Genomic DNA, 25,421 nt, shown 5'->3' with positions numbered 1-25,421 from the left:
ATGATGCCGAAGAGGACAACCACGCCCAACACGTGCTCCATGCCAATCTCCATGATCGGGAACGGCGTGAATTATGCGCCCAACGCTGCTTCATGGCTCCCCTGCCCGGCACGCCATCCCCTGCGGCCCTTTACTTCTCCGTGCGCGGCGGCCCAGGCTCGGACGGAGAACCCTTTCCGAGCAGGTAACCCGCGAGCGTCCCCAGCAGGCCCATCACCGGCGCGACCTGCTGGTCCGTGTATCCGGCCACCACCAGGAACAGCGCGCCGGTGATGATCAGCACCGTGCCGAACACGCGCAGGATTGCCTCCGGCGACGGCCGCGAACTGCGCATCAGCCCGGCGCACAGCACGAGCACGACGATGCCGAAGATCAGCACCACCGCGCTCATCGTCATCGCGTTCTGGTTCGACCACCACTCCGGCCCGGCGGCGGGAGGCGTCACGACGGCCTTCACCGGCGCCGCGGGCACCTGCGACAGTTCCCGGTCGAGGTCGGCCATCTGCTTGTCGAATTCCGCCTTCGTCATTGCCCGCCCTCCAGCGATCTCACGCGCTGCCTCAGCAACTCGACCTGCTTTTCGAGAAGGTCCACCTTGCGCTGCAGCACCGCATTCTCGCGGCGCAGCGACGTGACGTCCCCGGACGACTCACCGCTGCGGCTCATTCCCGGCACCTGCCGATCGCGGTCAGCTCCGGGGGGCGATCCCGTTGCCTGCTCCGGAGGGACCGGGGCCGGCACGGTTGGTGGCGACTCGCTTCCTGACGGCGTTCCGGTGGCCAGCCCTGGGCGCTGCGGCGCCCAGACCGGCCCCGCCGCGAAAACGGCCAGGAGTGCAACTGCAAGGGATTTGCGCATGACGCCCTCCGCACACGGGATGCGTTCGTCGATGCCATTGACGGGACCGTTCGGCCGCCGGCATGCATCGGCGGCTAGTCAATCGCCATGGGGCAAACGCCCCAAATGCATGATAGGACAGAAAATCCGGCAGTGCCGGCAGCACCCGACCGGGAAGTCCGCGCCGCAAACGGACTGAACCCCGACGTTGACTACAATCCATACATGCCGCCACCGGAACCGGACACATGCCCCGCTACGCACACACCGTGGATGGAAAGCGCTACCGGTTCGCCGATCTGAAGAGCCTGCTCGCCAAGGCCACGCCGGCACGTTCGGGCGACCAACTCGCCGGCATCGCCGCAGGCAGCGACGAAGAGCGGGTCGCCGCCCGGATGGCGCTCGCCGAACTGCCGCTGGCGGCCTTCCTCGACGAGGTGCCGATTCCCTACGAACAGGACGAAGTCACCCGCCTCATCATCGATGAGCACGACAAGACCGCCTTCGCGCCGGTCGGCCACCTCACCGTCGGGGACTTCCGCAACTGGCTCCTGTCCGAAGCCGCCGACGAAGCCGCGCTCGCTGCCCTCGCGCCCGGCCTCATGCCCGAAATGGCGGCGGCCGTCAGCAAGATCATGCGAGTGCAGGACCTGATCCTCGTCGCGAAGAAATGCCGCGTCGTGACCGCCTTCCGCAACACCATCGGCCTCGCCGGCCGCATGGCCACGCGCCTGCAGCCCAACCACCCGACGGACGATCCCGCCGGCGTCGCCGCCAGCATCGTCGACGGCCTGATGTACGGCAGCGGCGACGCGGTCATCGGCGTCAATCCCGCCAGCGACAACGTGCACACCGTCACGACGCTGCTGCGCATGCTCGATGCCGTCATCGCCAAGTACCGCATCCCGACCCAGGCCTGCGTGCTCACCCACGTCACGACCACCATCGAGGCCATCGGCCGCGGCGCCCCGGTGGACCTGGTATTCCAGTCGATTGCCGGCACCGAATCCGCGAACGCCGGCTTCGGCGTCAACCTCGCGCTACTCGCCGAAGCGCGTGACGCGGCCCTGTCGCTGCGGCGCGGCACCGTCGGCGACCACGTCATGTACTTCGAGACCGGCCAGGGCAGCGCCCTGTCGGCCAACGCCCATCACGGCGTCGACCAGCAGACCTGCGAGGCGCGCGCCTACGCCGTCGCGCGCAAGTTCAAGCCCCTGCTGGTGAACACCGTCGTCGGTTTCATCGGCCCGGAATACCTGTACGACGGCAAGCAGATCACCCGCGCCGGACTCGAAGACCACTTCTGCGGCAAGCTGCTGGGCGTGCCGATGGGCTGCGACGTCTGCTACACCAACCACGCCGAAGCCGACCAGGACGACATGGACGCGCTCCTGACGCTCCTCGCCGCCGCCGGCGTCAATTACGTGATGGGCGTGCCCGGCTCGGACGACGTCATGCTCAACTACCAGTCCACGTCCTTCCACGACGCCCTGTACATCCGCCAGGTCCTCGGCCTGCGTCCCGCGCCGGAGTTCGAAGCCTGGCTGCGCGACATCGGCATCTTCGCGCCGGGCGAAGCGCTGGCGCTCGCGAAGGACCTGCCCGCGCCCTTCCGCCACGCGCTCGCGAAGCTCGACTGAGGATACCGCGATGGACGACCCCGCCGACACGCCCGTCATCCCCGACGCCTGGGGACAACTCCGCCGCTTCACCCCTGCCCGCATCGCGCTCGGGCGCGCCGGCACCAGCGTCCCGACCGAAGCCCAGCTCGCGTTCCAGTTCGCCCACGCCCGCGCGCGCGACGCCGTCCATCACCCGCTCGCGACCGACGTTCTGCGCGCGGCTCTCGCGCAACGCGGCCACACCGTCGCCACGGTTCGCAGCGCCGCCCCCGATCGCCGGACCTACCTGCAGCGCCCCGATCTCGGGCGGCGTCTGGACGAAACCTCGCGGACAGCGCTCGCCGCATTCAGGGCCGCGGACGACGCCCCCTTCGACGTCGCCATCGTGCTCGCCGACGGCCTCTCCGCCTTCGCCATCGAACAGAACGCCCTGCCCTTCCTCGACGCCATGCTGCCCCGCCTGGCGGCCTCGGCGTGGACACGGGCCCCGCTCGTGATCGCCGAGCAATCCCGCGTCGCCCTCGGCGACGACATCGCCGTCACCCTGCACGCGCGCATGGTCGCCATCCTCATCGGCGAACGCCCCGGCCTCAGCTCCCCCGACAGCATGGGCGTCTACCTCACCTGGCAGCCCCGCATCGGCACGACGGACGCGCAGCGCAACTGCATCTCCAACATCCGGCGCGAAGGACTCGCTATCGACCTCGCCGCCGACAAGCTGCTCTGGCTGATGAACGCGGCGCGCAGCAGGCAGTTGTCCGGGGTGTCCCTCAAGGACGACACACAAGCGCCTCGCCTCGCGGCGCCGGCGACGAACTTTCTGCTCGACTCGCGGCCGTAACCGGCGCGTGGGTCGCCGCACGGTGAAGCCGTGCACGTATTCGTATCGCCCGACATACTCCTCCCGCACGCAGATGAGTGGCCAGAGAGGCCGCGATGAGCGATATTTCAGCCCCTGCCGCGCCCCGGTGGCCGAGTGGCACCCCACATCCTGTCGAGACCAACGCATTGAGAATCCTCCATACCGCCGACTGGCACCTCGGCCGCGTCTATCACGGCGTGTCGCTGCTCGAAGACCAGGCTCAGGTCCTCGATGACCTCGTCGCCCTGATCCACGCGGAAAAGCCCGACGCCGTGCTCGTGGCCGGGGATATCTACGACCGCTCCGTCCCGCCGGCCGAGGCCGTGCGCCTGCTCGACGACACCCTCACCCGCATCGTGATCGGCGAGCGCGTGCCAGTCATCCTGATCGCCGGCAACCACGACAGCCCCGACCGCCTCGGCTTCGGCGCCCGCCTCCTGTCCGAGGCCGGGCTGACCGTGCGCGGCACCGTCACGGCCGACATCGCGCCGGTAATCCTGCGCGACGCCGATGGCGAGGTCGCGTTCTATCCCCTGCCCTACGCCGAACCCTCGATGCTGCGGCACTGCCTGGCCGAAGATTCCATCGCGGACCACCACGCCGGCCTCAAGGCACAGCTGAACCGGGTGCGCGAACGCCATGACCGTTCGCGGCGCTCGGTGGTCCTCGCCCACGCCTTCGTGATCGGCGGCACGGCCTCGGAGTCGGAACGTCCCCTCTCGGTCGGTGGCACCGGCGCGGTAGGCAGCGACGTCTTCGACGGCTTCGATTTCGTCGCGCTGGGCCACCTGCACCGCCCGCAGGCACTGGAAAGCGGCCGCCTCGACTACGCCGGCTCGCTGATGAAGTATTCCTTCGCCGAAGCCGGGCACGCCAAGAGCGTCTCGCTGGTCGAGATCGACGGCCGCGGCAGCACCGCAATCCGCCGCATGCCACTCACCCCGCGCCGCGACCTGCGCATCCTCGAAGGCCCGCTGGAGGACATCGTCCGCCGGGCGGTCGACGACCCGCAGCGCGACGACTACGTGCTCGCGCGCATCTCCGACACCGGCGCGATCCTCGACGCGATGAGCAAGCTGCGCGCGGCCTACCCTAACGCGCTATCCATCGAACGCCCGCAACTGTCCGGCAGCGGCGCCGGTCTCGAAGGCGGCACGGATCACCGCAAGGTCGAGACGCAGGATCTCTTCGCCAGCTTCTATCGCGAGATGACCGGCGCCGAGTTGGACGATCCCGCCGCGCAACTCCTGCATGCCGAAATCGCCGCCCTCGCCCGGGCCGACCGGGAGGCCGCACAATGAAACCCTGTCGTCTCGCCCTGCAAGCCTTCGGCCCCTTCGCCGGCCGCGAGGAAATCGACTTCGCCGCACTCCCGTCCGACGCCCTCTTCCTGATCCACGGCCCGACCGGCGCGGGCAAGACCTCGCTCCTCGACGGCATCTGCTATGCGCTCTACGGCGAAACCTCCGGCAGCGAGCGCTCCGCCAAGGAAATGCGCAGCCACCACGCCCCGGACAGCGTCCTGACGGAAGTCGAATTCGAGTTCGAACTCGCCGGCACGCGCTACCGCATCCGCCGCTCGCCCGAGCAGGAACGCACCGCCCTGCGCGGCAAGAAGGAACTGGTCAAGACGCCGGCAAAGGCCGAGCTTCACGTCCGCGACACCGCCGGCACGGGGGACTGGACGCCGCTGGTGAGCAAGACCACCGAAGTCACCGAGCGCATCGTCGCGCTCCTCGGCTTCGAGGCCGACCAGTTCCGTCAGGTGATCATGCTGCCCCAAGGGCAGTTCCGAAAGCTCCTGACCGCCGACTCCAGGGATCGCGAGAAGATCCTCGAAGCGCTGTTCTCGACCGAGACCTACAAGCTCCTGCAGGAACGCCTCAACGGCTCCGCGCGCCAGCTCGAACAACAAGCGGACGCGGCCAGGGCGCGGCGCACGACGCTGCTGGAGCAGGCCGGCGCGCAATCCGGGGACGAACTGGCCGCACGCGTGAGCGAATCCGAAACCCGCCTTGCCGACTTCGCCATCCAGGAAAAGCAGAGCCGCAGCGACGACGCCGCGGCTACTGCGGCACTTGCCGCAGGCGAAGCGCTGGCCGCCCAGTTCAAGGAAGTCGAGCTGGCGAAACAGGCCCTGGAAAAACTGACCACCAGCGCAGCGCTCGCGGATGCGCAACGGCGCGAGCTGGAAGACGCCACGCGCGCGCAGAACGTCATCCCCGCCCACGCGGGTTTCACTGAGGCCCGCCGGCACCAGCAGCAGCTTGCCGGGCAGACGGCGACGGCCGCAACCGGGGCGGAAAGCGCCACGGCGGCACTGTCCGCGGCCGAAACCGCGCTGAATACGGAAACCGCCCGCGCAGCCGAGCGCGATGCCGCGGCACGCGAACATGCGCGTCTCGAAGGCCTGCGCGACACCGTGCAGGGGCTGCGACTCGCGCAGCGCGAACACGCCGCGGCCGATGCCGCTGCGCGCTCGGCCCTCCAGGCTCTCGCGGCACTGCAGAAGCAGCACGACAGCCTGAACACCCAACGCAGGGCGCTGCAGCAGGCCATCGAGCTCCACGGCCCCCAGGCAAACCGCTGCGATGCCCTGCAGGCACAGATCGATCAGCAAACCCAGCGTGTCGCTGCGCTCACCAGGCTGGCTACCGCAAAGGCCACGCTCGCCACGAGCCAGACCGAAGCCGGCAACCGCAAGCGGACCTTCGAAGCGGCGCAGACCGCACGCCAGCGCGCGCTTGAACAGAAGGAAGCCCTCGAAACGCGCTGGCGCGAAGGGCAGGCCGCCGTGCTCGCGCACCATCTCGCAGACGGTCAGCCCTGCCCCGTCTGCGGCGGCCTCGAGCATCCCCACCCCGCAGCGAGCGGCGAGACGGTTCCGACCGAAACGGAGCTGCGCGCCGCAGCAGCCGCGCTGCACAAAGCCGAAGGCGCGCTGGATCTGGCCCGCAGCGCCCATCACGAAACCGCCAACCGGGTTGCCGCCGACGAATCGACCGTGACGACCCTGCAATCCGGCCTGCCCGCGGACGTGTCCGATCCAGCGGCAGCGCAGCAGGTCCTGCACACTCTTGAACGTGAGCTCGACGCCGCAAGGCAGGCCGCGGCCGCCTCGATCCAGGCCAAAGCCGCGATCGAGACCTGCGATCGGGACATCGCCGCCGCGGCGCAGGCCGTGGAGCTCGCACGCGGCAAGAGCGAGGAAGCTGGAATCCAGGCCGCCACTGCAGCATCGCGCGTCGCCGAGCGGTCCGCCCAAGTCCCCGCCGACCTGCGCGAAGACGACGCCCTCGGGCAGGCGATCCGCGCCGCGAAAGCGCTCTCCGACCGCCTCCTCGAACAGCTGAAAACGGCGCAGGACGCGCATCGCCAAGCCCATGCCGCCGACGCCGCCGCCCGCGCCACCCTCGCCACCCTGCGCGAATCGCTCGCCGCAGCCGAGCGCCGCAGCACCGAGGCGCACGAAACGCTCATCCGGACTTTGAGCGAACACGGTTTCGCCGGCGAAGACGGGTTCCTGCTCGCCCGCCGCCCTGCCGACGCGATCACCGCCTTGCGCACCGCCCTGCAGGCCCACGACGAAGCGCTCGCCGCCGCAAAGGAACGCGTGGCACGCGCCGAAGGCAGCACTGCGGGCAAGACCTCACCCGATCTGCCCGCACTGAAGGCCGCCCAGAGCGCAACGCGCGAACGCGTCGAATCGCTCGTCGCCGTCCAAAACACCCTCAAGGAGAAGATCGCCCACGAACGCAGGACGCTCGACACCCTCGCCGACATCCGCCGCGAACTGGGCGACATCGAAGACCGCTACCGCGTGATGGGCCATCTCGCCGCCATCGCCAACGGCGACAACAGCCGCAAGCTCACCTTCCAGCGCTTCGTCCTCGCCGCGCTCCTCGACGACGTGCTCGGCCAGGCATCCCTGCGCCTCAAGGCCATGAGCCGCGGCCGCTACACCCTCCAGCGCCGCATGGACGTCGCCGACGCGCGCAAGGCCTCCGGCCTCGATCTGGAAGTGTTCGACGACTATACCGGGCGCGCCCGCCCCGCCAATACCCTCTCGGGCGGCGAAGGCTTCATGGCCTCGCTGTCACTCGCGCTCGGCCTCTCGGACGTCGTCCAGTCCTACGCCGGCGGCATCCAGCTCGACACCCTCTTCATCGACGAAGGCTTCGGCAGTCTCGATCCGGAGTCGCTCGACATGGCCATGAAGGCGCTCATCGACCTGCAGCAGAAAGGCCGCATGGTCGGCATCATTTCCCACGTCGATGAGCTGAAACGGCAGATCGACACCGGCATCGAAATCAGCCTCGGGGCGGCCGGAAGCCACGTCCGGATTCGCGGATGCGCCTGAGCGTAGTCCCGGTCGAGCACCTCGCCACCCCGAGCCGAACGCCTCACTCCGTCCGGTCCGGATCCCGAATCCCGTCCCCGGCAGGCGCCCGAATCCCGTCCCCGGCAGGCGCCCGCCCGGCGGCCGGGCCGACCGCACCCACCGATCTGGCATGGGCGAGCAAGCCCTTGTCCAGAAGCAAGCGCCGCATGCTCCCGGCCAGCAGGGTGGCCAACTGCGCATCGTCGGCCCACGCGAAACCATCCACCTCGGGTACCCGCCGCCCGGTTACATAATGCTCGAAGTAACTGGTACACCGGCACCGATCGGCTCGCGTCTCTTCCGACGAAGTGCGGACCACGAAGAGATGCAGATCCTTGCCGCGATAGTACGCATGCCGGCCCAGGTCCGTGAGCCGGTCCGCATCGAACACGAGCCCGAACTCCTCCTGCGCCTCCCGCAGCGCGCAAGTCATCGGCCCTTCCCCCGCGTCGATAAGCCCCTTGGGCAGATCCCAATGCCGGCTGCCGGTCGAATGTCCGACCAGCAATTCGCCGCGCTCATTGATGACCAGCAGACCGCAGGAAAGCAGAGTGGCTGTCATGACGATTCGCATCGGTTGAGGTGAGTCTGGCCGAGTAGCGTCATGGGGAGACGGACCTGTGGCGGGTCAGGCAGCTGCATCAGCCCGGCCTGAGGTCGAAATCTTCATCGGTACCAACATCAGGGATGCTGGCCAGAACTTCCCTGAATGTACTGCGGGCAGGCCGGGACAATGCAGCATGAAAGATTTCGTGATCTTCGGCGTCGACACTCCGGCCGTGCGAGGCCACCGCATCCTTCGGGGCCTGTGCTATTGCGGATTCGATATTGCGAACAACTGGCTTGGACGCCACGGCAATCTCCATTGGATTGCAATGCGTGCATTGTAGGGCACGGCGTGATCACTACCTCGACCATGGGCGCCACGCTGCGCAGCCGGCTACCCGCTTTCCCTATGAGAGCGGCGGCCCAAGCACTCATTTCGCATGCGCGGCCACGAAGACATGGGCTGAGTGTCGGGCAGACGTGAAAAAGGCCAGAACAATGTCTGGCCTTTTCGAAATTGGTGGACCGAAAGGGGATCGAACCCTCGACCTCTGCATTGCGAACGCAGCGCTCTCCCAGCTGAGCTATCGGCCCAAGAGCCGCGGATTATAGCGACGCTTTTTCCATTTTGGAAGGGCGAATTCTCACTCAGGTTTCGTCGTGCTCGTCGGGCACTGCCTCGCCGTCGCCGGATCCCACCGCCGCGCGGCCGAGGCGGTCGGTGATGGCTTGCCAGTCGGGGGTTTCGGGCAACGCTTCGACGACGATGAAATCCGCGCCGCAGGCGTCCAGCTCGCGCAGGCTAGCGTAGAGGTCGTGCGCGAAGCCGGCGGGATCTGCCGGGGCGTTGCGCCAGATCAGGCGGGCGTCCCGGGGGTCCGGGCAGGTTCGCGCCAGTACGGCAACGCGGCTGCCTTCACCGGCAAGCGTGGCGGCTTCCTCGACCAGACGGGCGGCAGGAATGAGTTGCAGCGGGGTGCGCGGCGCATAGTGCGCAGCGAGCGAGCCGGAGACGCGCGGCTGGTCGGAATCCGCCGCAGCGGCGCCCTCCTCCGCGTGCGCGGTGCGTGTTGCCGGCCTGCGACCGATGACGCGGGCGATGTCGTCGGCGGAGATCGCGCCGGGGCGCAGGATCACGGGCGTGTCGCGCGAGAGGTCGAGGATGGTCGATTCGATGCCGACCTGGCAGGGGCCACCGTCGAGCACCAGCGCGACCTTGTCGCCCAGCTCCTCGCGCACGTGGGCGGCGGTGGTCGGGCTGATGCGGCCGAAACGGTTGGCGGACGGGGCTGCGATGCCGGAGTCGAATGCACGCAGCAGGGCGAGCGCGACGGGGTGATCCGGCACGCGCAGGCCGACCGTGTCCTGTCCGCCGGTGACCGCATCGGGGACGCCCTCCTCGCGCTTGAGGATCAGCGTCATCGGGCCGGGCCAGAAGGCGTTGGCAAGGGCGATCGCTTCCTTCGGGATGGCACGTGCCCAGCGCGTGAGGTGCGCGGCATCGGGCAGGTGGACGATCAGCGGGTGATCGGCCGGCCGGCCCTTGGCACTGAAAATTTTGCCGACGGCGTCGACGTTCAGCGCGTCGGCGGCCAGACCGTACACCGTCTCGGTCGGCATGCCGACGAGTTCGCCGGCGCGCAGCAGTTCTGCGGCGCGCCGGATGTCGTCGGCGTCCGGCTGCAGCGCGGGATCAGTGCCCTTCATCGCGGATGCCGATCGCCTCACGAGCCTGCATCGCGGCGGCGAGAACCTGTTCCGCGTCCGTGCCGATCACGGTGAAGTGGCCCATCTTGCGGCCGGGCCGGGCGTGGTGCTTGGCATACAGGTGCACGCGCAGGTTGGGTACCGCCAGCAGGACCGACCAGTCCGGTTCGCGGTAGTCGCCGGCCTCGTCGTACCACAGTTCGCCGAGCAGGTTCACCATCACCGCGGCGCTGTGGGCACGCGACTCGCCGAGGGGGAGGCCGCACAGCGCCTTGACCTGCTGCTCGTACTGGCTGTTAACGCAGGCGTCGATGGTGTGGTGGCCGCTGTTGTGCGGACGCGGGGCCATCTCATTGACGAAGAGCTGTCCGCCGCAGACGAAGAACTCGACGCCCAGCGTGCCGACGTAGTCGAGATGCTCGGCAATGGCCTGCGCCACTTCGCGTGCGCGCTCGGCCAGCACCGGCTCGATGCGCGCCGGCATGATCGTGACGTCGAGGATACCGTGGCGGTGCCTGTTCTCGCCGGCCGGGAAGCAGCGCACCACGCCGTCCTCGTCGCGCGCGAGAACGACCGACATTTCGCTGTCGAGCTTGAGCATCTTCTCGAGCACGCAGGATTCGCCGCCGAACTGGTGGAAGGCGTGCAGCGCCTCGTCGCGGTTGGCGACGCGCGCCTGGCCCTTGCCGTCGTAGCCGAAGCGGGCGACCTTGAGCACCGCCGGGAAGAGCGCCTCGTCCGCGCTGCGCAGGTTCTCCTCGCAGCGGATCACCGCGAAGGGACCGTGCGGCAGGCCGTTGTCGGCGAGGAAGGTCTTTTCGGCGACGCGGTTCTGGCACACGGCGACGGCACTCGCCGACGGATGCACGGGAATGAACTTGGCGAGGTAGTCGAGCGTCGTCGCCGGAACGTTCTCGAACTCCGTCGTGACGGCCGCACAGCCGTTCGCCAGTTCGTCGAGTGCGGAGTAATCGTCGTAGGCCGAGGCGATGTGGCGGTCGGCGATCAGTCCGGCCGGGCTGTTCGCATCGGGGTCGAGCACCCAGACCTTGTAGCCCATTTCATGGGCGGCAGAAACGAAGAAGCGGCCGAGTTGGCCGCCACCGAGCATTCCCAGGGTTGCGGGAGGCAGGATCATTGTTCATCCAGCGTCATGTCGAGCACCGTTTGAGTCTGGCGGGTGCGGAATTCCTCTAGCTTCTTGGCCAGCGCGGCGTCCTCGTTGGCGAGCAGCGCGACGGCGAAGAGGCCCGCGTTCGCCGCGCCGGCCTCGCCGATCGCGAAGGTCGCCACCGGGATGCCCTTGGGCATCTGCACGATGGACAGCAGCGAATCCTGACCGGACAGCGCCTTGGACTGCACCGGCACGCCCAGCACCGGCAAGGTGGTCTTCGCGGCGACCATGCCCGGCAGGTGGGCGGCACCGCCGGCGCCGGCGATGATGGCCTTCAGCCCGCGGCTGCGGGCGGTGTCCGCATACGCGAACATCAGGTCCGGGGTGCGGTGGGCCGAGACGACGCGCGCCTCGTAGGGGACGCCGAATTCCTTGAGGATCTTCGCCGCGGCCTGCATGGTGGGCCAGTCGGAGTTCGATCCCATGATGATCCCGACCAGGGGGTTTTCGTTTGCTGGGCTCATGATTCAAGCTTTCCTGCGCAGCGCGCGTTCGGCCGACTCTACGGTGTTCGCGAGCAGCATGGTGATGGTCATCGGCCCGACACCGCCGGGCACCGGCGTGATCGCCGACGCGACGTCCTTCGCCGATGCGAAATCGACGTCGCCGCACAGCTTGCCGGCATCCGGCCCTTCGGTCAGGCGGTTGATGCCGACGTCGATGACGACCGCGCCGGGTTTGATCATGTCGCCGGTGACGAAGCGCGGCTTGCCGATCGCGGCGACAAGGATGTCGGCGCGGCGGGTGTGGAAGGCGAGGTCGCGCGTCTTGGAGTGCGTCACGGTGACGGTCGCGCCGGCATTGGTCAGCAGCATCGCCATCGGTTTGCCGACGATGTTCGAGCGGCCGATGATGACGGCCTCGGCGCCCTGCACCGGAACGTTCTCGGCCTCGAGCATCTTCATGACGCCATGCGGCGTGCACGGCAGGAAGGCTTCCTGGCCTTGCGACAGGCGACCGACGTTCTCGGCATGGAAGCCGTCGACGTCCTTCTCGACGCTGATCGCCTCGAGCACTTCCGCCTCGTTGAACTGCTTGGGCAGCGGCAGTTGCACGAGGATGCCGTGCACGGCGGGGTCGGCGTTGAGCGCCGCGATCTTCGCCATGACTTCGGCGGCATCGACATCGGCCGGAAAATCGTAGCGCAGCGAACGGATGCCGGCCTTTTCGCAGCCGGACACCTTGTTGCGGACATACACGGCGGAAGCCGGGTTATCGCCGACAAGGATCACTGCGAGGCAGGGTTGCACCCCTTGCGCACTGAGCGTTGCCGCGCGGTCGGCGATTTCGCCGCGCACGCGCGCCGAGAGGGCGTTGCCGTCGATGGTGCGAGCCGTCATGGAAGATGCCCCGATGAAAAACCCGCGATTTTATCGCAGGATCAGGGGTTTGTGCGAACGGCGCGAGGCGTGCGCGTAGGGCGAGAGGAGCCGAAGGCGTATCCCGCCATGCGATCGTTGGGCGAGCTTCGGCTCCTGGATTGGCGGGATGCGCTGCGCTCCTCCCGCCCTACGTCCTACGCCGCCAGCGCCTCGCCGCCGACCGCCCTGCGTCCCGCCTCGAAGGCCCCGCGGTTCGCCTCCACGAGCTGCGGCTTGCGTGTGCCGAAACGGGCCAGCACGGCGTCGCGCAGGACTTCTGCCGGGAAAGGCAGCCTGTCGGCACAGGCGCCGAGCATCACGGTGTTGCCGAGGCGGATGTTGCCCAGCTGGATCGCGAGCGAGCTGGCGTCGAACGCATGCACGGTCAGGCCCAGCGCGCGCATCTGCGCGACCGGATCTTCGGGGTAGTCGAACAGCCCGAGATTGACGACCGGCGGCACGATGCGCCCGGAGTTCACCAGCGCGACGCCGTCCGGTCGCAGCATGTGGCTCCAGCGCAGCGCTTCGGCCGATTCGAAGCCGATCAGGAGATCCGCCTCGCCGGGGGCGATCTGCGGCGACAGGACGACGTCGCCGAAACGCAGATGCGAGGTGACGACCCCACCGCGCTGGCTCATGCCGGCGACTTCGGTCTTCTTCACGTCGAAGCCGAGCGAGATGGCCGCTTCGGCGAGGATTTCGGTCGCCGTCATGACGCCCTGGCCGCCGACGCCGCACACGAGGATGTTGGTGATCTTGGACATGGCGGCGCTCACTTCCTGACGAACTGGACTGACTGGACCGATTGCACGGGATCGGCGTGCACGATGGCCTCGGGCGCGCAGGGCTGCACGCACAGGCCGCAGCCAGTGCACGCGGACGTCTCGATGCGCACGAAGGAGAGATCGACCTCCTTGCCCGACGCCTTGACCACCTTGTCGCGGCGCGTAACGTGGATCGCCGGGCAGCCGACTTCGACGCAGTTGCCGCAGCCGGTGCAGCGGTCCTCCTCGACAGTGTAGGACTTGGCCGGCTGGTAGTGGTCGATCAGCACGCAGGGGCGGTTGGTGATGATGACCGAGGGCTCCTCGATCTTCGTTTCTTCGCGCAACGCCTTAAACAGCACGGGCAGTTCGTAGGGGTCGAGGACGTGGATGCGCTCCTTCTTCACGCCCAGCGCCTCGCACAGCTTGGCGAAATCGACGCGCGTGGTTTCCTCGCCGTGGATGTCGCGCCCGGTGCCGGGGTTGTCCTGGCCGCCGGTCATGCCGACGGCGCGATTGTCGAGCAGCAGCACGGTGACGTTGCCGCGGTTCCAGGTGATGTCGAGCAGGCCCTGCATGCCCATGTGCATGAAGGTGGAGTCGCCGATCACGGCGACGATCTTCTTGTTCTCGTCCGCCTTGCCGCGCCCCTTATCCATGCCCAGCGCGGTGCCCATCGACGCCCCCATCGAGATGCAGGTGTCGAGCGCGTTCCACGGGTGGCCGGCGCCCAGCGTGTAGCAGCCGATGTCGCCGGAGATGATGACGTTGCGCATCTGCGACAGCGTGTAATACACGCCCAGGTGCGGGCAGGCGACGCACATCGTCGGCGGGCGCGGAAAGACCTGCTGCGCCGGGACATGCTCCGGCTCGGGCACGACCTCGCCGCGCAGGCGCCTGACTGCGGGCTCCAGCACGTCGGGCGCGAGTTCGCCGATGCGCGGCAGCACGTCCTTGCCGTGGCAGGCGATGCCGGCGGCCTTCATCTCGGTTTCGAGCAGGGGCTCGGTTTCCTCGACGACCAGTACAGTATCGACCGTGGCGGCGAAGCGCCGCAGGCTTTCGAGCGGCGGCGGACAGGAGAGGCCGAGCTTGAACACCGGGGCGTCGGGGAAGGCCTCGCGCACGTGCATGAAGGTGGGCCCGGAGGTGACGAAGCCGATGCGGCGGTCGCTTCCGTCGACCTGGAAGTTGAGCGGGGTGACTTCCGCCTGCGCGCGCGCTGCGGCCTCGCGTTCGAACATGGTGGGCAGGCGTGGCTTGGCGTTGCCGGGCACCATGACCCAGTGGCGCGGATCCTTGACGAAGCCCTTGGGCTCGACCTCGATGCGCTCGCCGGTGTGCACCACGCCCTTCACATGGCAGATGCGCGTCGTCAGGCGCAGGATCACCGGGCTCTTCAGGCGCTCGGACAGGTCGAAGGCGGCGAGCGTCATCGCGTAGGCCTCCTGCGAGTCGGACGGTTCGAGCACCGGCACGTGCGCGAAGCGCCCCCAGTAACGCGAATCCTGCTCGTTCTGCGACGAGGACATGCCGACGTCGTCGGCGACTGCGATCACGAGTCCGCCTTCGGTGCCGGTGACCGTCATCGTCATCAGCGCATCGGAGGCGACGTTGAGGCCCACGTGCTTCATCGCGCAGAACGCGCGCGCACCGACCATCGAGGCGCCGAGGGCCACTTCCATCGAGACCTTCTCGTTAATCGACCATTCGGTGTGCAGGCCGGAATAGCGCGACAGGATTTCGAGGATCTCGGTCGACGGGGTGCCCGGATAGGCAGCGGCGACGCGGGTGCCCGCTTCCCAGACGGCACGCGCGACCGCGTCGTTGCCGGAGAGGAACATGCGGGCAGCCGCGGGAACGGTCTGAGTGACAGGCATGGGATGACCCTGGATGAGGTGAATCGGAGAGAGAGCAAAGTTTACCGATCGGTCAACTTTGCTCTATTGACCAGGATCAAACGGGGCAAAATGCCCCGTACTGAAAGGGATTCAGTCCACGCGAAAGCCTGCGGTGAGGGATTCGAGCGCCTCGGCGCTGTGCCTGAGCTTCTCGGTCGATTCGGTGCTGCTGCGGATTTCGCTGCTGCTGCGCTCGGCCATCTGCGCGACTTCCTGCATGTTGGTGGCGACGCTGTTGCTGGCTGCGGTGAGTTCCTTCATCGACGAGACGACGTCTTCGAGGCGACCCAGCGTGTCGCGCGCGCCCTCGCGGATTTCGCGCAGCGCATCGGCCGCCTGCTGGGAGCGGCGTGCGCCGGAGTCGACCTTGGGCACGATCTGCTCGATGCTCGCCACCGCGCTTTCGGTCTCGGCCTTCACGGACTGGATCACCTGCGAGATCTGCGCCGTGGCTGCCCCGGTGCGCTCCGCCAGCTTGCGCACTTCATCGGCGACGACGGCGAAGCCGCGGCCCTGCTCGCCCGCGCGGGCGGCCTCGATCGCGGCATTGAGCGCGAGCAGGTTGGTCTGGTCGGAGATTTCGCGGATCACGTTGGCGATCTCGCCGATCTCGCCCGAGCGGTCACGCAGCACCTGGATCTGCTTGGCCGCGCCGCTGACCGTCTCCGAGATCTGGGCAATGCCCTCCGAGGCGTCACGGGCGAGGTCCTCGCCGCGTTGCGCGACCTCCGCGGTGCGCTGCGAATTGCCGCGCGCCTCGTCGGTGTTCTCGGACACATGGGCGATGCTCACGGCCATCTGCTCGATAGCGGCGGCGGTGCTGCCGGCGACTTCGGTCTGGTGCAGCGCCGAGTCGTGGATCGCCTGCCCGGCATCGGCGGCCTGACGCACGGCGTCGGTGACGTCGTGAGCATTGTCGCGCACACGCCGGATGACCTCGGCCAGCCGCGACTGCATCTGGTCCATCGCGTAGGTGATGCTGCGCGAATCGCCCTCCTTCACCTTGACGTGCGAAGTCAGGTCCCGCTCTGCGATCCGCACGGCGACGCGCTGCAGGTCCGACGGCTCGCCACCGAGCTGACGCAGGATGCCGCGACCGATGCGCCACGACACCAGGATCAGCAGTAGTACGGCAATGCCGGCGAAAATCAGGGTCTGCATCGTCTGACGCCAGAAGACCCGGTCCATGTCGTTCACGTAGACGCCGGTCCCGAGGATCCAGCCCCAGGGGGCGAACGCCTTGACGTAGGAAATCTTCGGCTGCGGCTCGCTCTCGCCCGGCTTGGGCCAGAGATAGTCGACGAAACCCGCGCCGTCCTGGCGCACGACTTTGACAAACTCGACGAACAGGCGCTTGCCCTTGGGGTCGGCGGTTTCGGTCATGTCCCGCCCGTCGAGCTCCGGCTTGATCGGATGCATCAGGGTGCGCGGGTGCATGTCGGTGATGAAGAAGTATTCGCCCTCGCCGTGGCGCAGCCCCTTGATCGTGGCCTTCGCTGCGGCCTGCGCGTCCTCGCGGCTCATTTCACCCGCGGCTTCGCGCTTGTGAAAGTACTCGAGCGTCCCGTGCACGGACTCGACCGTGTGCTGGACGCTTCCCTTGCGCTCGCCCTCCATCGCCCCCCGGAACGAGACTACGGCCTGGCCCATCACCGCCGCGAACAGAACGAACGCCACGATGACGATGAGGCGCAAGCGGAATCCCACACTCAGTCCATACAGATTCGGCACCACATACCCCCCAACAAAATTAATGGCTGCAAATATTAATTTAATAATGACCATTAACGGGTGTACGCACCCGAACTTGAGCCCGAGCAGACCTGACAGGAAACGGTCGACAGGACGCCGACCGGGGCATTCACTCCATTACGCTGAGGAACCTTGCGACGGCCTCGATCTCGGAGTCGGCGATGTTTTCCACGACCGTGTGCATGACCATGTTGGGCGAGGTGCGCGAATGTTCGCGGAAGGCACGCAACTGCGAGGCGAGATATTGGGCGTGCTGTCCGGCAAGGCGCGGCAAGTACATCGCCCCGCGGCCCTGGGGACCGTGGCAGGTCGTGCAGGCCGTGACGCCTTTTGCCGGGATGCCGGAATAGTAGATGTGGCGGCCGATGTCGACCTTCACCGGATCGGCGCCCCGCTCCGGCACCATCGGTTTTGCGCTGAAATATTCGGCCAGCGCGCGCATTTCGCCGCCGGAGAGGTCTTCCACGCGCTGCTTCATGCGCTTGCTGGTACGCACGCCCGTCTTGAAGTTGGCCATCTGCCGGGTGAGGTATTCGACGTCCTGTCCGGCAAGCTTGGGAAACTCGTCCTCGCCGCTCAGGCCGTTCGCACCGTGGCACTTGCGGCAGCGTTCGTGGACCAACTGCTCCACGGGCCGGTCGGGGGCGGCGATGGCCGGGGCCATGCACCCGAAGATGAGGACTGCGACCAGACACTTTCCGACACCCATGATTCCCCCTGCCGCAACAGGCGGCACATCCGTCAGCGGCCGCCACCTCCGGGCGCCGTCAGCACGTTCTGCACGAGTTCGGCCAGCGAGTTGGCCTCCATCTTTTCCATCACGCGCGCGCGGTGGACTTCCACCGTTTTGATGCTGATGCCGAGCACGTCGGCAATCTGCTTGTTGAGCTTGCCCGCGATGATGAGATCCAGCACCTCCCGCTCGCGCTGCGTCAGGTGCGTCAGGCGCCGTGCGGTCTCCGCCTCGAGCTGCCGCTTGTCCCGGCTCTGCTGCTCGGCGGCGAGGCATTCGGAGATCAGGTTCAGCATGTCGCGCTCGCTGAACGGCTTCTCGATGAAATCGACGGCCCCCTTTTTCACCGCCGATACTGCCATCGGCACGTCGCCATGACCGGTGATGAAAATCACCGGCAGCGTGAAGTGGCGGCGCTTGAGCTCCTCGAAGAGTTCCAGCCCGCTCATGCCGGGCATGCGCACGTCGAGCACGAGGCAACCCGTCATCGCCGGCTGGAAGTCGCGCAGGAAGCTTTCGGCGGATTCCCATGCCCGGACGTGATGCCCGCTGGATTCGAGCAGCCACACGAGCGAGTCGCGCAGGGCTTCGTCGTCATCGACGACGTAGATGCATTGTTCAGGTACGGCGGACGGTGCGGTCACTGGCGATCTCGGTGGGCAAGGTGAATGAGAAGATGGTACCCCCTTCGGGATTGGAGTCCACGATCAGTCGCCCGTCATGAAACTCGATGATGGAGCGGCAGATGTTGAGGCCCATTCCCATACCTTCCGTCTTGGTCGTGTAGAAGGGCGTGAACAGGTGGCCACGCTCCTCGTCGCCGATGCCGTGGCCGCGGTCGATCACGGCCACTTCGACCGCCCTCGGCCCCAGCGCGCGCGCGCGCACCGTCAGCACGCGCTGCTCGGGCGACAGGTCCGCCATCGCATCGATGCCGTTCTTGATCAGGTTCAGGACGACCTGCTCGATCATGATGCGGTCCGCGAACACCGGCGGCAGGTCGGGTACGACCTCCGACACGATGCGCGAACTCATGCGCCGGGCGTCGATCTCGGCAAAGCCGATCGCGTCGTCGAGCACGTCGGAAATCTGCACGGCGCTGCGGCGCGGCTCGCTCTTCTTCACGAATTCGCGGATGCGGCGGATGATCTTGCCCGCGCGTTCGGCCTGGAAGCTCGCCTTCTGCATCGCCGCCAGCAGGTCTTCCTCGCGCGCGCTGCCGCCCTGGATGCGCGTCACGCAGCCCATGCAGTAATTGGCGATGGCCGACAGCGGTTGGTTGAGCTCGTGCGCGAGCGTGGACGCCATCTCGCCCATCGTGATCAGGCGCGAGGTGCGCTGCAGGCGCTCGGCCTGCTGGCGCGAGACCTCCGCGGTCTGCTTGCGCTCGGTGATGTCGGTGGCGATGCCCATGCGCACGACGCGCCCATCCACCCAGCGCGTCGCGTGCTCGCGCACGTGGTACCAGCGCCCGGAGAGCGGATGCTGCAGTTCGCCGTCGAAGAGCTCGCGCGGCAGGTCGGTGGGCGTCAGGCCACGCGGATCGACCGGGTAGTCGCCACGTTCCGGCTGCGGCACGGCGACGCCGCGCACGGTCCGGCCCACGGCGTCGAAGCCGTGGATGCTCTTGAACGCACGGTTGGCGAACAGGATCTCGTCGGTGCGCGCATCGGCGACGAACACCGCAGCCTCGAGACCGTCCAGCACCGCCTCGAAGCGCTCGTGCGCGGCCTCGAGCGCGGCGCGGATGCGCTTCGGTTCGGTGATGTCGGTGACCGAGGCCATCCAGCCGGTCTGCACGCCGTTCGCGTCGATCAGCGGCGAGAGGTAGAAGCGCGCGTCGAGGCGCTCGCCGTTCTTGCGCCGGATGTGCATCTCGAAACCGCTCGGAGGCGCGCGTCCCTGCAGGGTCAGGTCGAGGTTGTGACTGCACAGCTCGAGTTCCTCCGGCGCCCAGTACGGGAAGGGCCGCATCGCACCGAGGAGCTCCTCCTGCTCGAAGCCGACCATGCGGCAGAAGGCGGAGTTCACATAGATGATCCGGCCCGTGAGGTCGATCGCGCGCATGCCGGTCATTACCGACTCTTCCATCGCCTTGCGGAAGGCCGACTCCGCCCGCAGCGCCTCCTCGCCCGCCTTGCGGCCGGTGATGTCGTGCGCGACGGCATATACCAGCTTTTCCTCGCGCACCGGGTTGATGCTCCAGTCGAGCCAGCGGAAGCTGCCGTCGGCGCAACGGCAGCGGATCTCGAAGCTGACCGGCTGCCCGTCCGCCAGGCGGCGCAATTGCTCGATCGCAAAGGGCACGTCGTCGGCGTGCACGATATCGAGCAGCGGCCGCCCCGGCAGCTCGTCCGGAAGGTAGCCGAGGATGCGCTCGAACGCCGGGTTCGCACGCCGGAACACGCCGTCGAGGCCGACGATGCACAGCAGGTCGAGCGACAGGTTGAAAAGCCGGTCGCGCTCCTTCTCGACGCGTACGCGCTGCTGCACGTGGGTGCGCAGCAGCCACAGCGTCCACAGCACAATCACCGACAGCCCTATGATCATCGCCGTCGGCAGCGCCTGCGGCAGCTGGCTTGCGGTGCGGAAAGCCGTCGCGCGCAGCACCAGCCCGGTGCCCGGCGGGTCGAGCGGGATCGAATACGAGATGCTGCGGTCGAGATCCACGACACTGGAGTTCACCGCCAGCGTTTCGCCCTGGGCACCGATCAGCGCGAGGTGGTACTTCTCGCCGAACCAGCTTGGCACGAGGTACTGCAGCACCCGCTCGATCGAATACACGCCGACGATCGCGCCGAGGAATTCGCGCCCGTGCCGCACCGGCACGAACACTTCCAGCATGATGCGCTTGCCCGGCGTCTGATAGGCCTCGCCGTAGCTCGCGTGCCCCGAGTCGCGGGCCCGGTAGAACGTGGCCGCCTGCACGCGGGACAAGGCGTCGCCCGCCAGCCAGTCCGTGGTATCGAAGGGCGCCGTCCAGCGCACGAGCTCCTCCGGGCCGACCCATGCGACGTTCACCAGTTCGCCGTTGTTGGCGATGTGCTGATTGGCGCGGACCTGAAAACCGTTCAGATCCAGCGTCGAGACAGCCAGATCGCGCGCGAGCTGGGTCAGGAATTCCTCGGTGCCCTGCATGTGCAGGCGCATCGTCTGTTCCGCCCACTGCACGTCGCGGGCGACCGCGTTGCGCTGCGTTTCGGCGTCGCGCAACTGCAGCAGCCACACCAGGCCCAGCATCGTGAGCGCGAAGATGCCCACCGCCACATAAGGGGCGGTCCAGTACAGACGGGTCCGCGCAAGGCGGCCGGATTCGGCAGAGTCGGACATCGGAATGCGGAGCAGGCGGCAGGATCGGACGACAGACGGCCAACACGCGCACCTGCGCACGCAGCCCGGTCCGCCGCAATTGTCATGGCGGCGGCCCGCCGGCGTCAGTCGGGTTTTCCCCTAAACCCGCGCGCCGCAGGACGCTTCGGGTTTTCGCCTATTCAGCCGGATCGACGCCGAACGTACATTGGAGGCCTTGCCGACCTGACGTGAGAGTTCCGCGTGCTGCGCCTGATCCTTGCACTGCTGTATCTCCTCGCCCCACCCGCACTGGCGGCCGATCCATTACGTATCGGGGTATCCGGGCCGTTCACAGGCGGCTCCAGCCCGATGGGCATCTCCATGCGCGAAGGCATCCGCATCGCTGCCGCCGAACTGAATGCGAAGGGCGGCGTGCTTGGACGGCCGATCGAACTGGTCGAGCGCGACGACGAGGCACGCAACGAACGCGGCGCGCAGGTCGTGCAGGAGCTCATCAACAAGCAGCGCATCGCCGCCGGGCTGGGCATCGCCAACACCGGCGTCGCGCTCGCGACCCAGCGCTTCTACCAGGAAGCGCGCATCCCGGTGATCACCTCGGTGGCAACGGGCTCGGTCGTCACGCAGCAATTCCTGCCCCCGCAGCATCCCGACAACTTCATCTTCCGCGTCTCCGCCAACGATACGATACAGGCGGCGATGATCGTCACCGAGGCGATCGACCGGCGCGGCCTGAAGCGCGTCGCGATCTTCCATGACGCAACCAACTACGGCCAACTCGGACGCGAGGACCTCGAACGCACGCTCGCCGAGCGCAACCTGAAGCCGGTCACGGTCGAGCGCTTCAATCTCCAGCAGACCGACATGACCATGCAGCTGCGCCGCGCACGCGACGCCGGCGCCGAGGCGATCCTGACCTACGGCATCGGGCCGGAGCTCGCGCAGATCGCCAACGGCATGGCACGCATCAACTGGCGCGTGCCGCTGATCGGAAGCTGGACGCTGGCGATGTCGAACTTCATCGACAACGCCGGGCCCAACGCCGAAGGCGCGCGCATGCCGCAGACATTCATCCCGGAACCGACGAGCCCGCGGCGCAAGGCCTTCCTCGAGGCGTGGCGCGCATCGACCGGCAGCGGGCGCATCCCGGTCCCCCCCGCCGCTGCACAGGGGTATGATTCGCTCCTTCTGCTCGCCGCAGCGATCCGCCAAGCCGGCACCACCGATGGCGACCGCGTCCGCGAGGCGCTGGAAAACCTGAACGAGAAGATCGAGGGCGTGGTCATGACGTATCGCACCCCCTTTTCGAAGGACCGCCACGAGACGATCACCAGCGTCCATGATATTTTCATGGGCGAGGTGCGTGACGGTCGCGTGGTGTTTGCCTACGATGAAGATCGTCGCAGAGCATCGGGCCGCTAGCCCCTCCGCATTCCGCTTTCCGAATCGGCCGGGAGATCTTCCTCTCCCTCCCTTTCTCCCGGCCGATTTTTTTCCCGCCTCCACCCGGGCGAACCGTCTTTTCCCCGCCGCACCCGTCCCGTTCACGCCCACCGCGAACGCACCCGATGCCGTTCGCTGCGCGGCTTTTCGCGCGTTTTTGGCGTGCCCGTTGCCATGCCCGAAATGAGCACCGGGAGTTATTGCACATCCTGAAATCTCGTTTTAGAATGCGAAAAATGCTGCTCGACGACCTCGACCGGCGCCTTACGGATTCGACCCGAATCACCGAGCCAGGGCGGATTCGCCAAACCGCGAAGCTCAACACAAGGAGACAGAGCATGGCCGCGACACCCAACGTAACGCTGCAGACGGACCCGGACACCGTGGAGACCCAGGAATGGCTGGACGCCCTCCAGGCCGTCGTCGCCAATGAAGGCGCCGAACGCGCGCACTTCCTGGTCGAGAAGCTGATCGAAGCCGGCCGCGAGGAAGGCATCGACATCCCCTACTCCGCGACGACCCAGTACATCAACACCATCCCCGCGAGCCAACAGCCAAAGTACCCCGGCAACCCGGACATGGAGATCAAGCTGCACTCCTACATCCGCTGGAACGCGATGGCGATGGTCGTGCGCGCGAACAAGCACACCAACGTCGGCGGCCACATCGCCTCCTTCGCGTCCGCGGCAGCGCTCTACGACGTGGGTTTCTCGCACTTCTGGCGCGCCCCGAGCGCCGAACACGGCGGCGACCTGATCTTCTTCCAGGGCCACTCGGTCCCCGGCGTCTATGCGCGCGCCTACATGCTCGGCCGCCTGAACGAAGACCAGATGGACAGCTTCCGCCAGGAAGTCGACGGCAAGGGCATCTCGTCCTACCCGCACCCGTGGCTGATGCCGGACTTCTGGCAGTTCCCGACGGTGTCGATGGGCCTCGGCCCCCTGTGCGCGATCTACGCCGCACGCTTCATGAAGTACATGGATTCGCGCGACATGGCCAAGGCGCAGGACCGCAAGGTGTGGGCCTTCCTCGGCGACGGCGAGACCGACGAAGTCGAATCGCTGGGCGCGATCGGCATGGCCGGGCGCGAGAAGCTCGACAACCTGGTCTTCGTCATCAACTGCAATCTGCAGCGCCTGGACGGCCCGGTGCGCGGCAACGGCAAGATCATCCAGGAACTGGAAGCCGAGTTCCGCGGCGCCGGCTGGAACGTCATCAAGCTCGTGTGGGGCACCCACTGGGACTCGCTGCTCGCCCGCGACACCAAGGGCCTGCTGAAGAAGCGCATGATGGAATGCGTCGACGGCGAGTACCAGACCTTCAAGGCCAAGGACGGCGCCTACGTGCGCGAGCACTTCTTCAATACGCCGGAACTGAAGGCGATGGTCGCCGATTGGACCGACGATGAGGTGTGGGCACTGAACCGCGGCGGCCACGACCTGTTCAAGATCTTCTCCGCCTACCAGGCGGCGGTCGAGCACAAGGGCCAGCCGACGCTGATCCTCGCCAAGACCGTCAAGGGCTTCGGCATGGGCCAGGCCGGCGAGGCGATGAACATCTCGCACCAGCAGAAGAAGCTGGACGAGGAAGCCATCCGCCGTTTCCGCGACCGCTTCGGCCTGCCGGTGCCGGACGACAAGCTCGTCGAACTGCCCTACCTGAAGTTCGCCGAGGACTCGCCCGAATACAAGTACATGATGGAGCGCCGCGTGGCGCTGGGCGGCTTCCTGCCGCAGCGCCGCCGCAAGGCCGAGCCGCTGCCGGTGCCGGCGCTCGACACCTACGCCGCGCTGCTGAAGGCTTCCGGCGAGGGCCGCGAGCTGTCGACGACGATGGCGATCGTGCGCATCATGAACACCCTGCTCAAGGACAAGCAGATCGGCAAGAACATCGTCCCGATCGTGCCCGACGAGTCGCGCACCTTCGGCATGGAAGGCATGTTCCGCCAGTACGGCATCTGGAACCAGCAGGGCCAGAACTACGTGCCGGAAGACCATGACCAGCTGATGTTCTACAAGGAATCGAAAACCGGCCAGGTGCTGCAGGAAGGCATCAACGAAGCTGGCGCGATGGCCGACTGGATCGCCGCGGGCACCGCGTATTCGGTGCATGGCGTGCAGATGGTCCCCTTCTACATCTTCTATTCGATGTTCGGCCTGCAGCGCACGATGGACCTGTGCTGGGCGGCTGCGGACCAGCGCACCCGCGGCTTCATGATCGGCGGTACCGCCGGCCGCACCACGCTGAACGGCGAAGGCCTGCAGCACGAGGACGGCCACAGCCTCGTGATGGCCAACATGATCCCGAACTGCATCAGCTACGACCCGACCTTCCAGTACGAAGTCGCCGTCGTCGTGCAGGACGGCATGCGCCGCATGTTCGCCGAACAGGAAGACGTTTATTACTACATCACGGTGATGAACGAGAACTACGAACATCCCGAGATGCCTGCCGGCGCCGAAGCCGACATCATCAAGGGCATGTACGCGTTCAAGAAGGGCAATGAAGGCAAGCTGCGCGTGCAACTGCTCGGTTCCGGCACGATCTTCCGCGAAGTCATCGCCGCGGCCGACCTGCTGAAGAACGACTGGGGCGTCGAGTCCGACATCTGGGGCTGCCCGAGCTTCAACGAACTGGCCCGCGACGGCCAGGACGCCGAGCGCTGGAACATGCTGCACCCGATGGAAACGCCGCGCCTGTCGCACGTCGAGAAGTGCCTGAAGGACACCACCGGCCCGGTGATCGCCGCGACCGACTACATCCGCATGTTCTCCGAGCAGATCCGTCCCTTCGTCAAGCGCACGTACTCGACGCTGGGCACCGACGGTTTCGGCCGCTCCGACACGCGCGAGAAGCTGCGTCACTTCTTCGAGGTGGATCGTCGCTGGGTCACGGTTGCCGCGCTGAAGGCACTCGCCGACGACGGCCTGATCCCGCGCGACAAGGTTGCCGCCGCACTGCTGAAGTACAACCTCGATCCCAGCAAGCCGAACCCGATGAGCGTCTGAGCGCGCGAGGGAGACAAAGAA

At 67.3% G+C, this 25,421-nt stretch carries 20 protein-coding genes and 1 tRNA gene; 6 read left to right on the top strand and 15 right to left on the bottom strand.

Annotated features, from left to right (window positions below; translation table 11 throughout):
- Positions 1-130: 130 nt before the first annotated feature.
- The gene (locus tag AzCIB_RS05005) at positions 131-529 is read right to left on the bottom strand and encodes a hypothetical protein (RefSeq protein ID WP_050414883.1); all 399 of its coding nucleotides are present in this window, start codon (positions 527-529) and stop codon (positions 131-133) included.
- On the bottom strand, positions 526-666 hold the full coding sequence (locus AzCIB_RS24050; RefSeq protein WP_157058422.1) for a coiled-coil domain-containing protein: 141 nt from the start codon (positions 664-666) through the stop codon (positions 526-528). Before AzCIB_RS24050 ends, AzCIB_RS05005 begins: the two co-directional genes overlap by 4 nt.
- A 419-nt stretch (positions 667-1,085) precedes the next feature.
- Here AzCIB_RS24050 and AzCIB_RS05000 point away from each other — a divergent pair, with 419 nt between their 5' ends.
- The 4 genes from AzCIB_RS05000 to AzCIB_RS04985 all read left to right on the top strand — a co-directional run bounded on the left by AzCIB_RS05000 (position 1,086) and on the right by AzCIB_RS04985 (position 7,681).
- Entirely contained in the window at positions 1,086-2,477 is a 1,392-nt protein-coding gene (locus AzCIB_RS05000; protein ID WP_050414882.1) for an ethanolamine ammonia-lyase subunit EutB, read from the top strand.
- Positions 2,478-2,487: 10 nt separating this feature from the next.
- Positions 2,488-3,300: an ethanolamine ammonia-lyase subunit EutC gene (eutC, locus tag AzCIB_RS04995; protein WP_050414881.1), complete on the top strand. Its 813-nt coding sequence runs from the start codon at positions 2,488-2,490 to the stop codon at positions 3,298-3,300.
- Positions 3,301-3,467: 167 nt separating this feature from the next.
- A complete protein-coding gene (locus AzCIB_RS04990; protein ID WP_050414880.1) occupies positions 3,468-4,622 on the top strand; it encodes an exonuclease SbcCD subunit D in 1,155 nt (384 codons plus the stop codon).
- Complete coding sequence (locus AzCIB_RS04985; protein WP_050414879.1) at positions 4,619-7,681, top strand: AAA family ATPase; 3,063 nt, start codon at positions 4,619-4,621, stop codon at positions 7,679-7,681. The genes AzCIB_RS04990 and AzCIB_RS04985 overlap by 4 nt, the downstream gene beginning before the upstream one ends.
- Before the next feature lie 43 nt (positions 7,682-7,724).
- Here AzCIB_RS04985 and AzCIB_RS04980 read toward each other — a convergent pair whose 3' ends face one another.
- From AzCIB_RS04980 to AzCIB_RS04925, 13 genes are all read right to left on the bottom strand, one after another.
- Positions 7,725-8,264: an NUDIX hydrolase gene (locus AzCIB_RS04980; RefSeq protein WP_083446877.1), complete on the bottom strand. Its 540-nt coding sequence runs from the start codon at positions 8,262-8,264 to the stop codon at positions 7,725-7,727.
- A gap of 79 nt (positions 8,265-8,343) precedes the next feature.
- A complete protein-coding gene (locus AzCIB_RS23640) occupies positions 8,344-8,568 on the bottom strand; it encodes a DNA-binding protein (RefSeq protein WP_232299356.1) in 225 nt (74 codons plus the stop codon).
- A 198-nt stretch (positions 8,569-8,766) separates the two neighbouring features.
- Positions 8,767-8,842: transfer RNA gene (locus AzCIB_RS04975), tRNA-Ala, on the bottom strand.
- A gap of 54 nt (positions 8,843-8,896) precedes the next feature.
- Positions 8,897-9,955 carry an L-threonylcarbamoyladenylate synthase gene (locus tag AzCIB_RS04970; protein WP_050414878.1) on the bottom strand — a complete coding sequence of 353 codons (1,059 nt, stop codon included), beginning with the start codon at positions 9,953-9,955 and terminating at the stop codon, positions 8,897-8,899.
- Complete coding sequence (locus AzCIB_RS04965; protein ID WP_050414876.1) at positions 9,942-11,093, bottom strand: 5-(carboxyamino)imidazole ribonucleotide synthase; 1,152 nt, start codon at positions 11,091-11,093, stop codon at positions 9,942-9,944. The genes AzCIB_RS04970 and AzCIB_RS04965 overlap by 14 nt, the downstream gene beginning before the upstream one ends.
- Entirely contained in the window at positions 11,090-11,593 is a 504-nt protein-coding gene (purE, locus tag AzCIB_RS04960) for a 5-(carboxyamino)imidazole ribonucleotide mutase (protein WP_050414875.1), read from the bottom strand. Before purE ends, AzCIB_RS04965 begins: the two co-directional genes overlap by 4 nt.
- 3 nt (positions 11,594-11,596) lie before the next feature.
- Positions 11,597-12,469, bottom strand: a complete 873-nt coding sequence (gene folD / locus AzCIB_RS04955) for a bifunctional methylenetetrahydrofolate dehydrogenase/methenyltetrahydrofolate cyclohydrolase FolD (protein ID WP_050414874.1) — start codon at positions 12,467-12,469, stop codon at positions 11,597-11,599.
- A gap of 176 nt (positions 12,470-12,645) precedes the next feature.
- Complete coding sequence (locus tag AzCIB_RS04950; protein ID WP_050414873.1) at positions 12,646-13,254, bottom strand: indolepyruvate oxidoreductase subunit beta; 609 nt, start codon at positions 13,252-13,254, stop codon at positions 12,646-12,648.
- Positions 13,255-13,262: 8 nt separating this feature from the next.
- Positions 13,263-15,134 carry a thiamine pyrophosphate-dependent enzyme gene (locus AzCIB_RS04945; protein ID WP_050414872.1) on the bottom strand — a complete coding sequence of 624 codons (1,872 nt, stop codon included), beginning with the start codon at positions 15,132-15,134 and terminating at the stop codon, positions 13,263-13,265.
- Between the two features lie 111 nt (positions 15,135-15,245).
- Entirely contained in the window at positions 15,246-16,862 is a 1,617-nt protein-coding gene (locus AzCIB_RS04940) for a methyl-accepting chemotaxis protein (protein WP_050414871.1), read from the bottom strand.
- Between the two features lie 154 nt (positions 16,863-17,016).
- Entirely contained in the window at positions 17,017-17,616 is a 600-nt protein-coding gene (locus AzCIB_RS04935) for a c-type cytochrome (RefSeq protein WP_050414870.1), read from the bottom strand.
- A gap of 32 nt (positions 17,617-17,648) precedes the next feature.
- Entirely contained in the window at positions 17,649-18,284 is a 636-nt protein-coding gene (locus AzCIB_RS04930; RefSeq protein WP_050414869.1) for a response regulator transcription factor, read from the bottom strand.
- Positions 18,259-20,970, bottom strand: coding sequence for a PAS domain-containing sensor histidine kinase (locus AzCIB_RS04925; RefSeq protein WP_050414868.1), 2,712 nt, complete (start codon positions 20,968-20,970; stop codon positions 18,259-18,261). The genes AzCIB_RS04930 and AzCIB_RS04925 overlap by 26 nt, the downstream gene beginning before the upstream one ends.
- 222 nt (positions 20,971-21,192) lie before the next feature.
- Here AzCIB_RS04925 and AzCIB_RS04920 point away from each other — a divergent pair, with 222 nt between their 5' ends.
- On the top strand, positions 21,193-22,371 hold the full coding sequence (locus tag AzCIB_RS04920; protein ID WP_050414867.1) for an ABC transporter substrate-binding protein: 1,179 nt from the start codon (positions 21,193-21,195) through the stop codon (positions 22,369-22,371).
- A gap of 359 nt (positions 22,372-22,730) precedes the next feature.
- On the top strand, positions 22,731-25,400 hold the full coding sequence (aceE, locus tag AzCIB_RS04915; RefSeq protein WP_050414866.1) for a pyruvate dehydrogenase (acetyl-transferring), homodimeric type: 2,670 nt from the start codon (positions 22,731-22,733) through the stop codon (positions 25,398-25,400).
- Positions 25,401-25,421: the final 21 nt, after the last annotated feature.

It is taken from the genome of Azoarcus sp. CIB, from assembly GCF_001190925.1.
Classification (GTDB): Bacteria; Pseudomonadota; Gammaproteobacteria; order Burkholderiales; family Rhodocyclaceae; genus Aromatoleum.
This window is presented reverse-complemented; position numbering and strand designations above follow the sequence as displayed.

Bases quoted from the DNA above. Each gene is read 5' to 3' on its own strand.
- AzCIB_RS05005 (WP_050414883.1), bottom strand. From the start codon at position 529: ATGACGAAGGCGGAATTCGACAAGCAGATGGCCGACCTCGACCGGGAA.
- AzCIB_RS24050 (WP_157058422.1), bottom strand. From the start codon at position 666: ATGAGCCGCAGCGGTGAGTCGTCCGGGGACGTCACGTCGCTGCGCCGC.
- AzCIB_RS05000 (WP_050414882.1), top strand. From the start codon at position 1,086: ATGCCCCGCTACGCACACACCGTGGATGGAAAGCGCTACCGGTTCGCC.
- eutC (WP_050414881.1), top strand. From the start codon at position 2,488: ATGGACGACCCCGCCGACACGCCCGTCATCCCCGACGCCTGGGGACAA.
- AzCIB_RS04985 (WP_050414879.1), top strand. From the start codon at position 4,619: ATGAAACCCTGTCGTCTCGCCCTGCAAGCCTTCGGCCCCTTCGCCGGC.
- AzCIB_RS04980 (WP_083446877.1), bottom strand. From the start codon at position 8,264: ATGACAGCCACTCTGCTTTCCTGCGGTCTGCTGGTCATCAATGAGCGC.
- AzCIB_RS23640 (WP_232299356.1), bottom strand. From the start codon at position 8,568: ATGGAGATTGCCGTGGCGTCCAAGCCAGTTGTTCGCAATATCGAATCC.
- AzCIB_RS04970 (WP_050414878.1), bottom strand. From the start codon at position 9,955: ATGAAGGGCACTGATCCCGCGCTGCAGCCGGACGCCGACGACATCCGG.
- AzCIB_RS04965 (WP_050414876.1), bottom strand. From the start codon at position 11,093: ATGATCCTGCCTCCCGCAACCCTGGGAATGCTCGGTGGCGGCCAACTC.
- purE (WP_050414875.1), bottom strand. From the start codon at position 11,593: ATGAGCCCAGCAAACGAAAACCCCCTGGTCGGGATCATCATGGGATCG.
- folD (WP_050414874.1), bottom strand. From the start codon at position 12,469: ATGACGGCTCGCACCATCGACGGCAACGCCCTCTCGGCGCGCGTGCGC.
- AzCIB_RS04950 (WP_050414873.1), bottom strand. From the start codon at position 13,254: ATGTCCAAGATCACCAACATCCTCGTGTGCGGCGTCGGCGGCCAGGGC.
- AzCIB_RS04945 (WP_050414872.1), bottom strand. From the start codon at position 15,134: ATGCCTGTCACTCAGACCGTTCCCGCGGCTGCCCGCATGTTCCTCTCC.
- AzCIB_RS04935 (WP_050414870.1), bottom strand. From the start codon at position 17,616: ATGGGTGTCGGAAAGTGTCTGGTCGCAGTCCTCATCTTCGGGTGCATG.
- AzCIB_RS04925 (WP_050414868.1), bottom strand. From the start codon at position 20,970: ATGTCCGACTCTGCCGAATCCGGCCGCCTTGCGCGGACCCGTCTGTAC.
- aceE (WP_050414866.1), top strand. From the start codon at position 22,731: ATGGCCGCGACACCCAACGTAACGCTGCAGACGGACCCGGACACCGTG.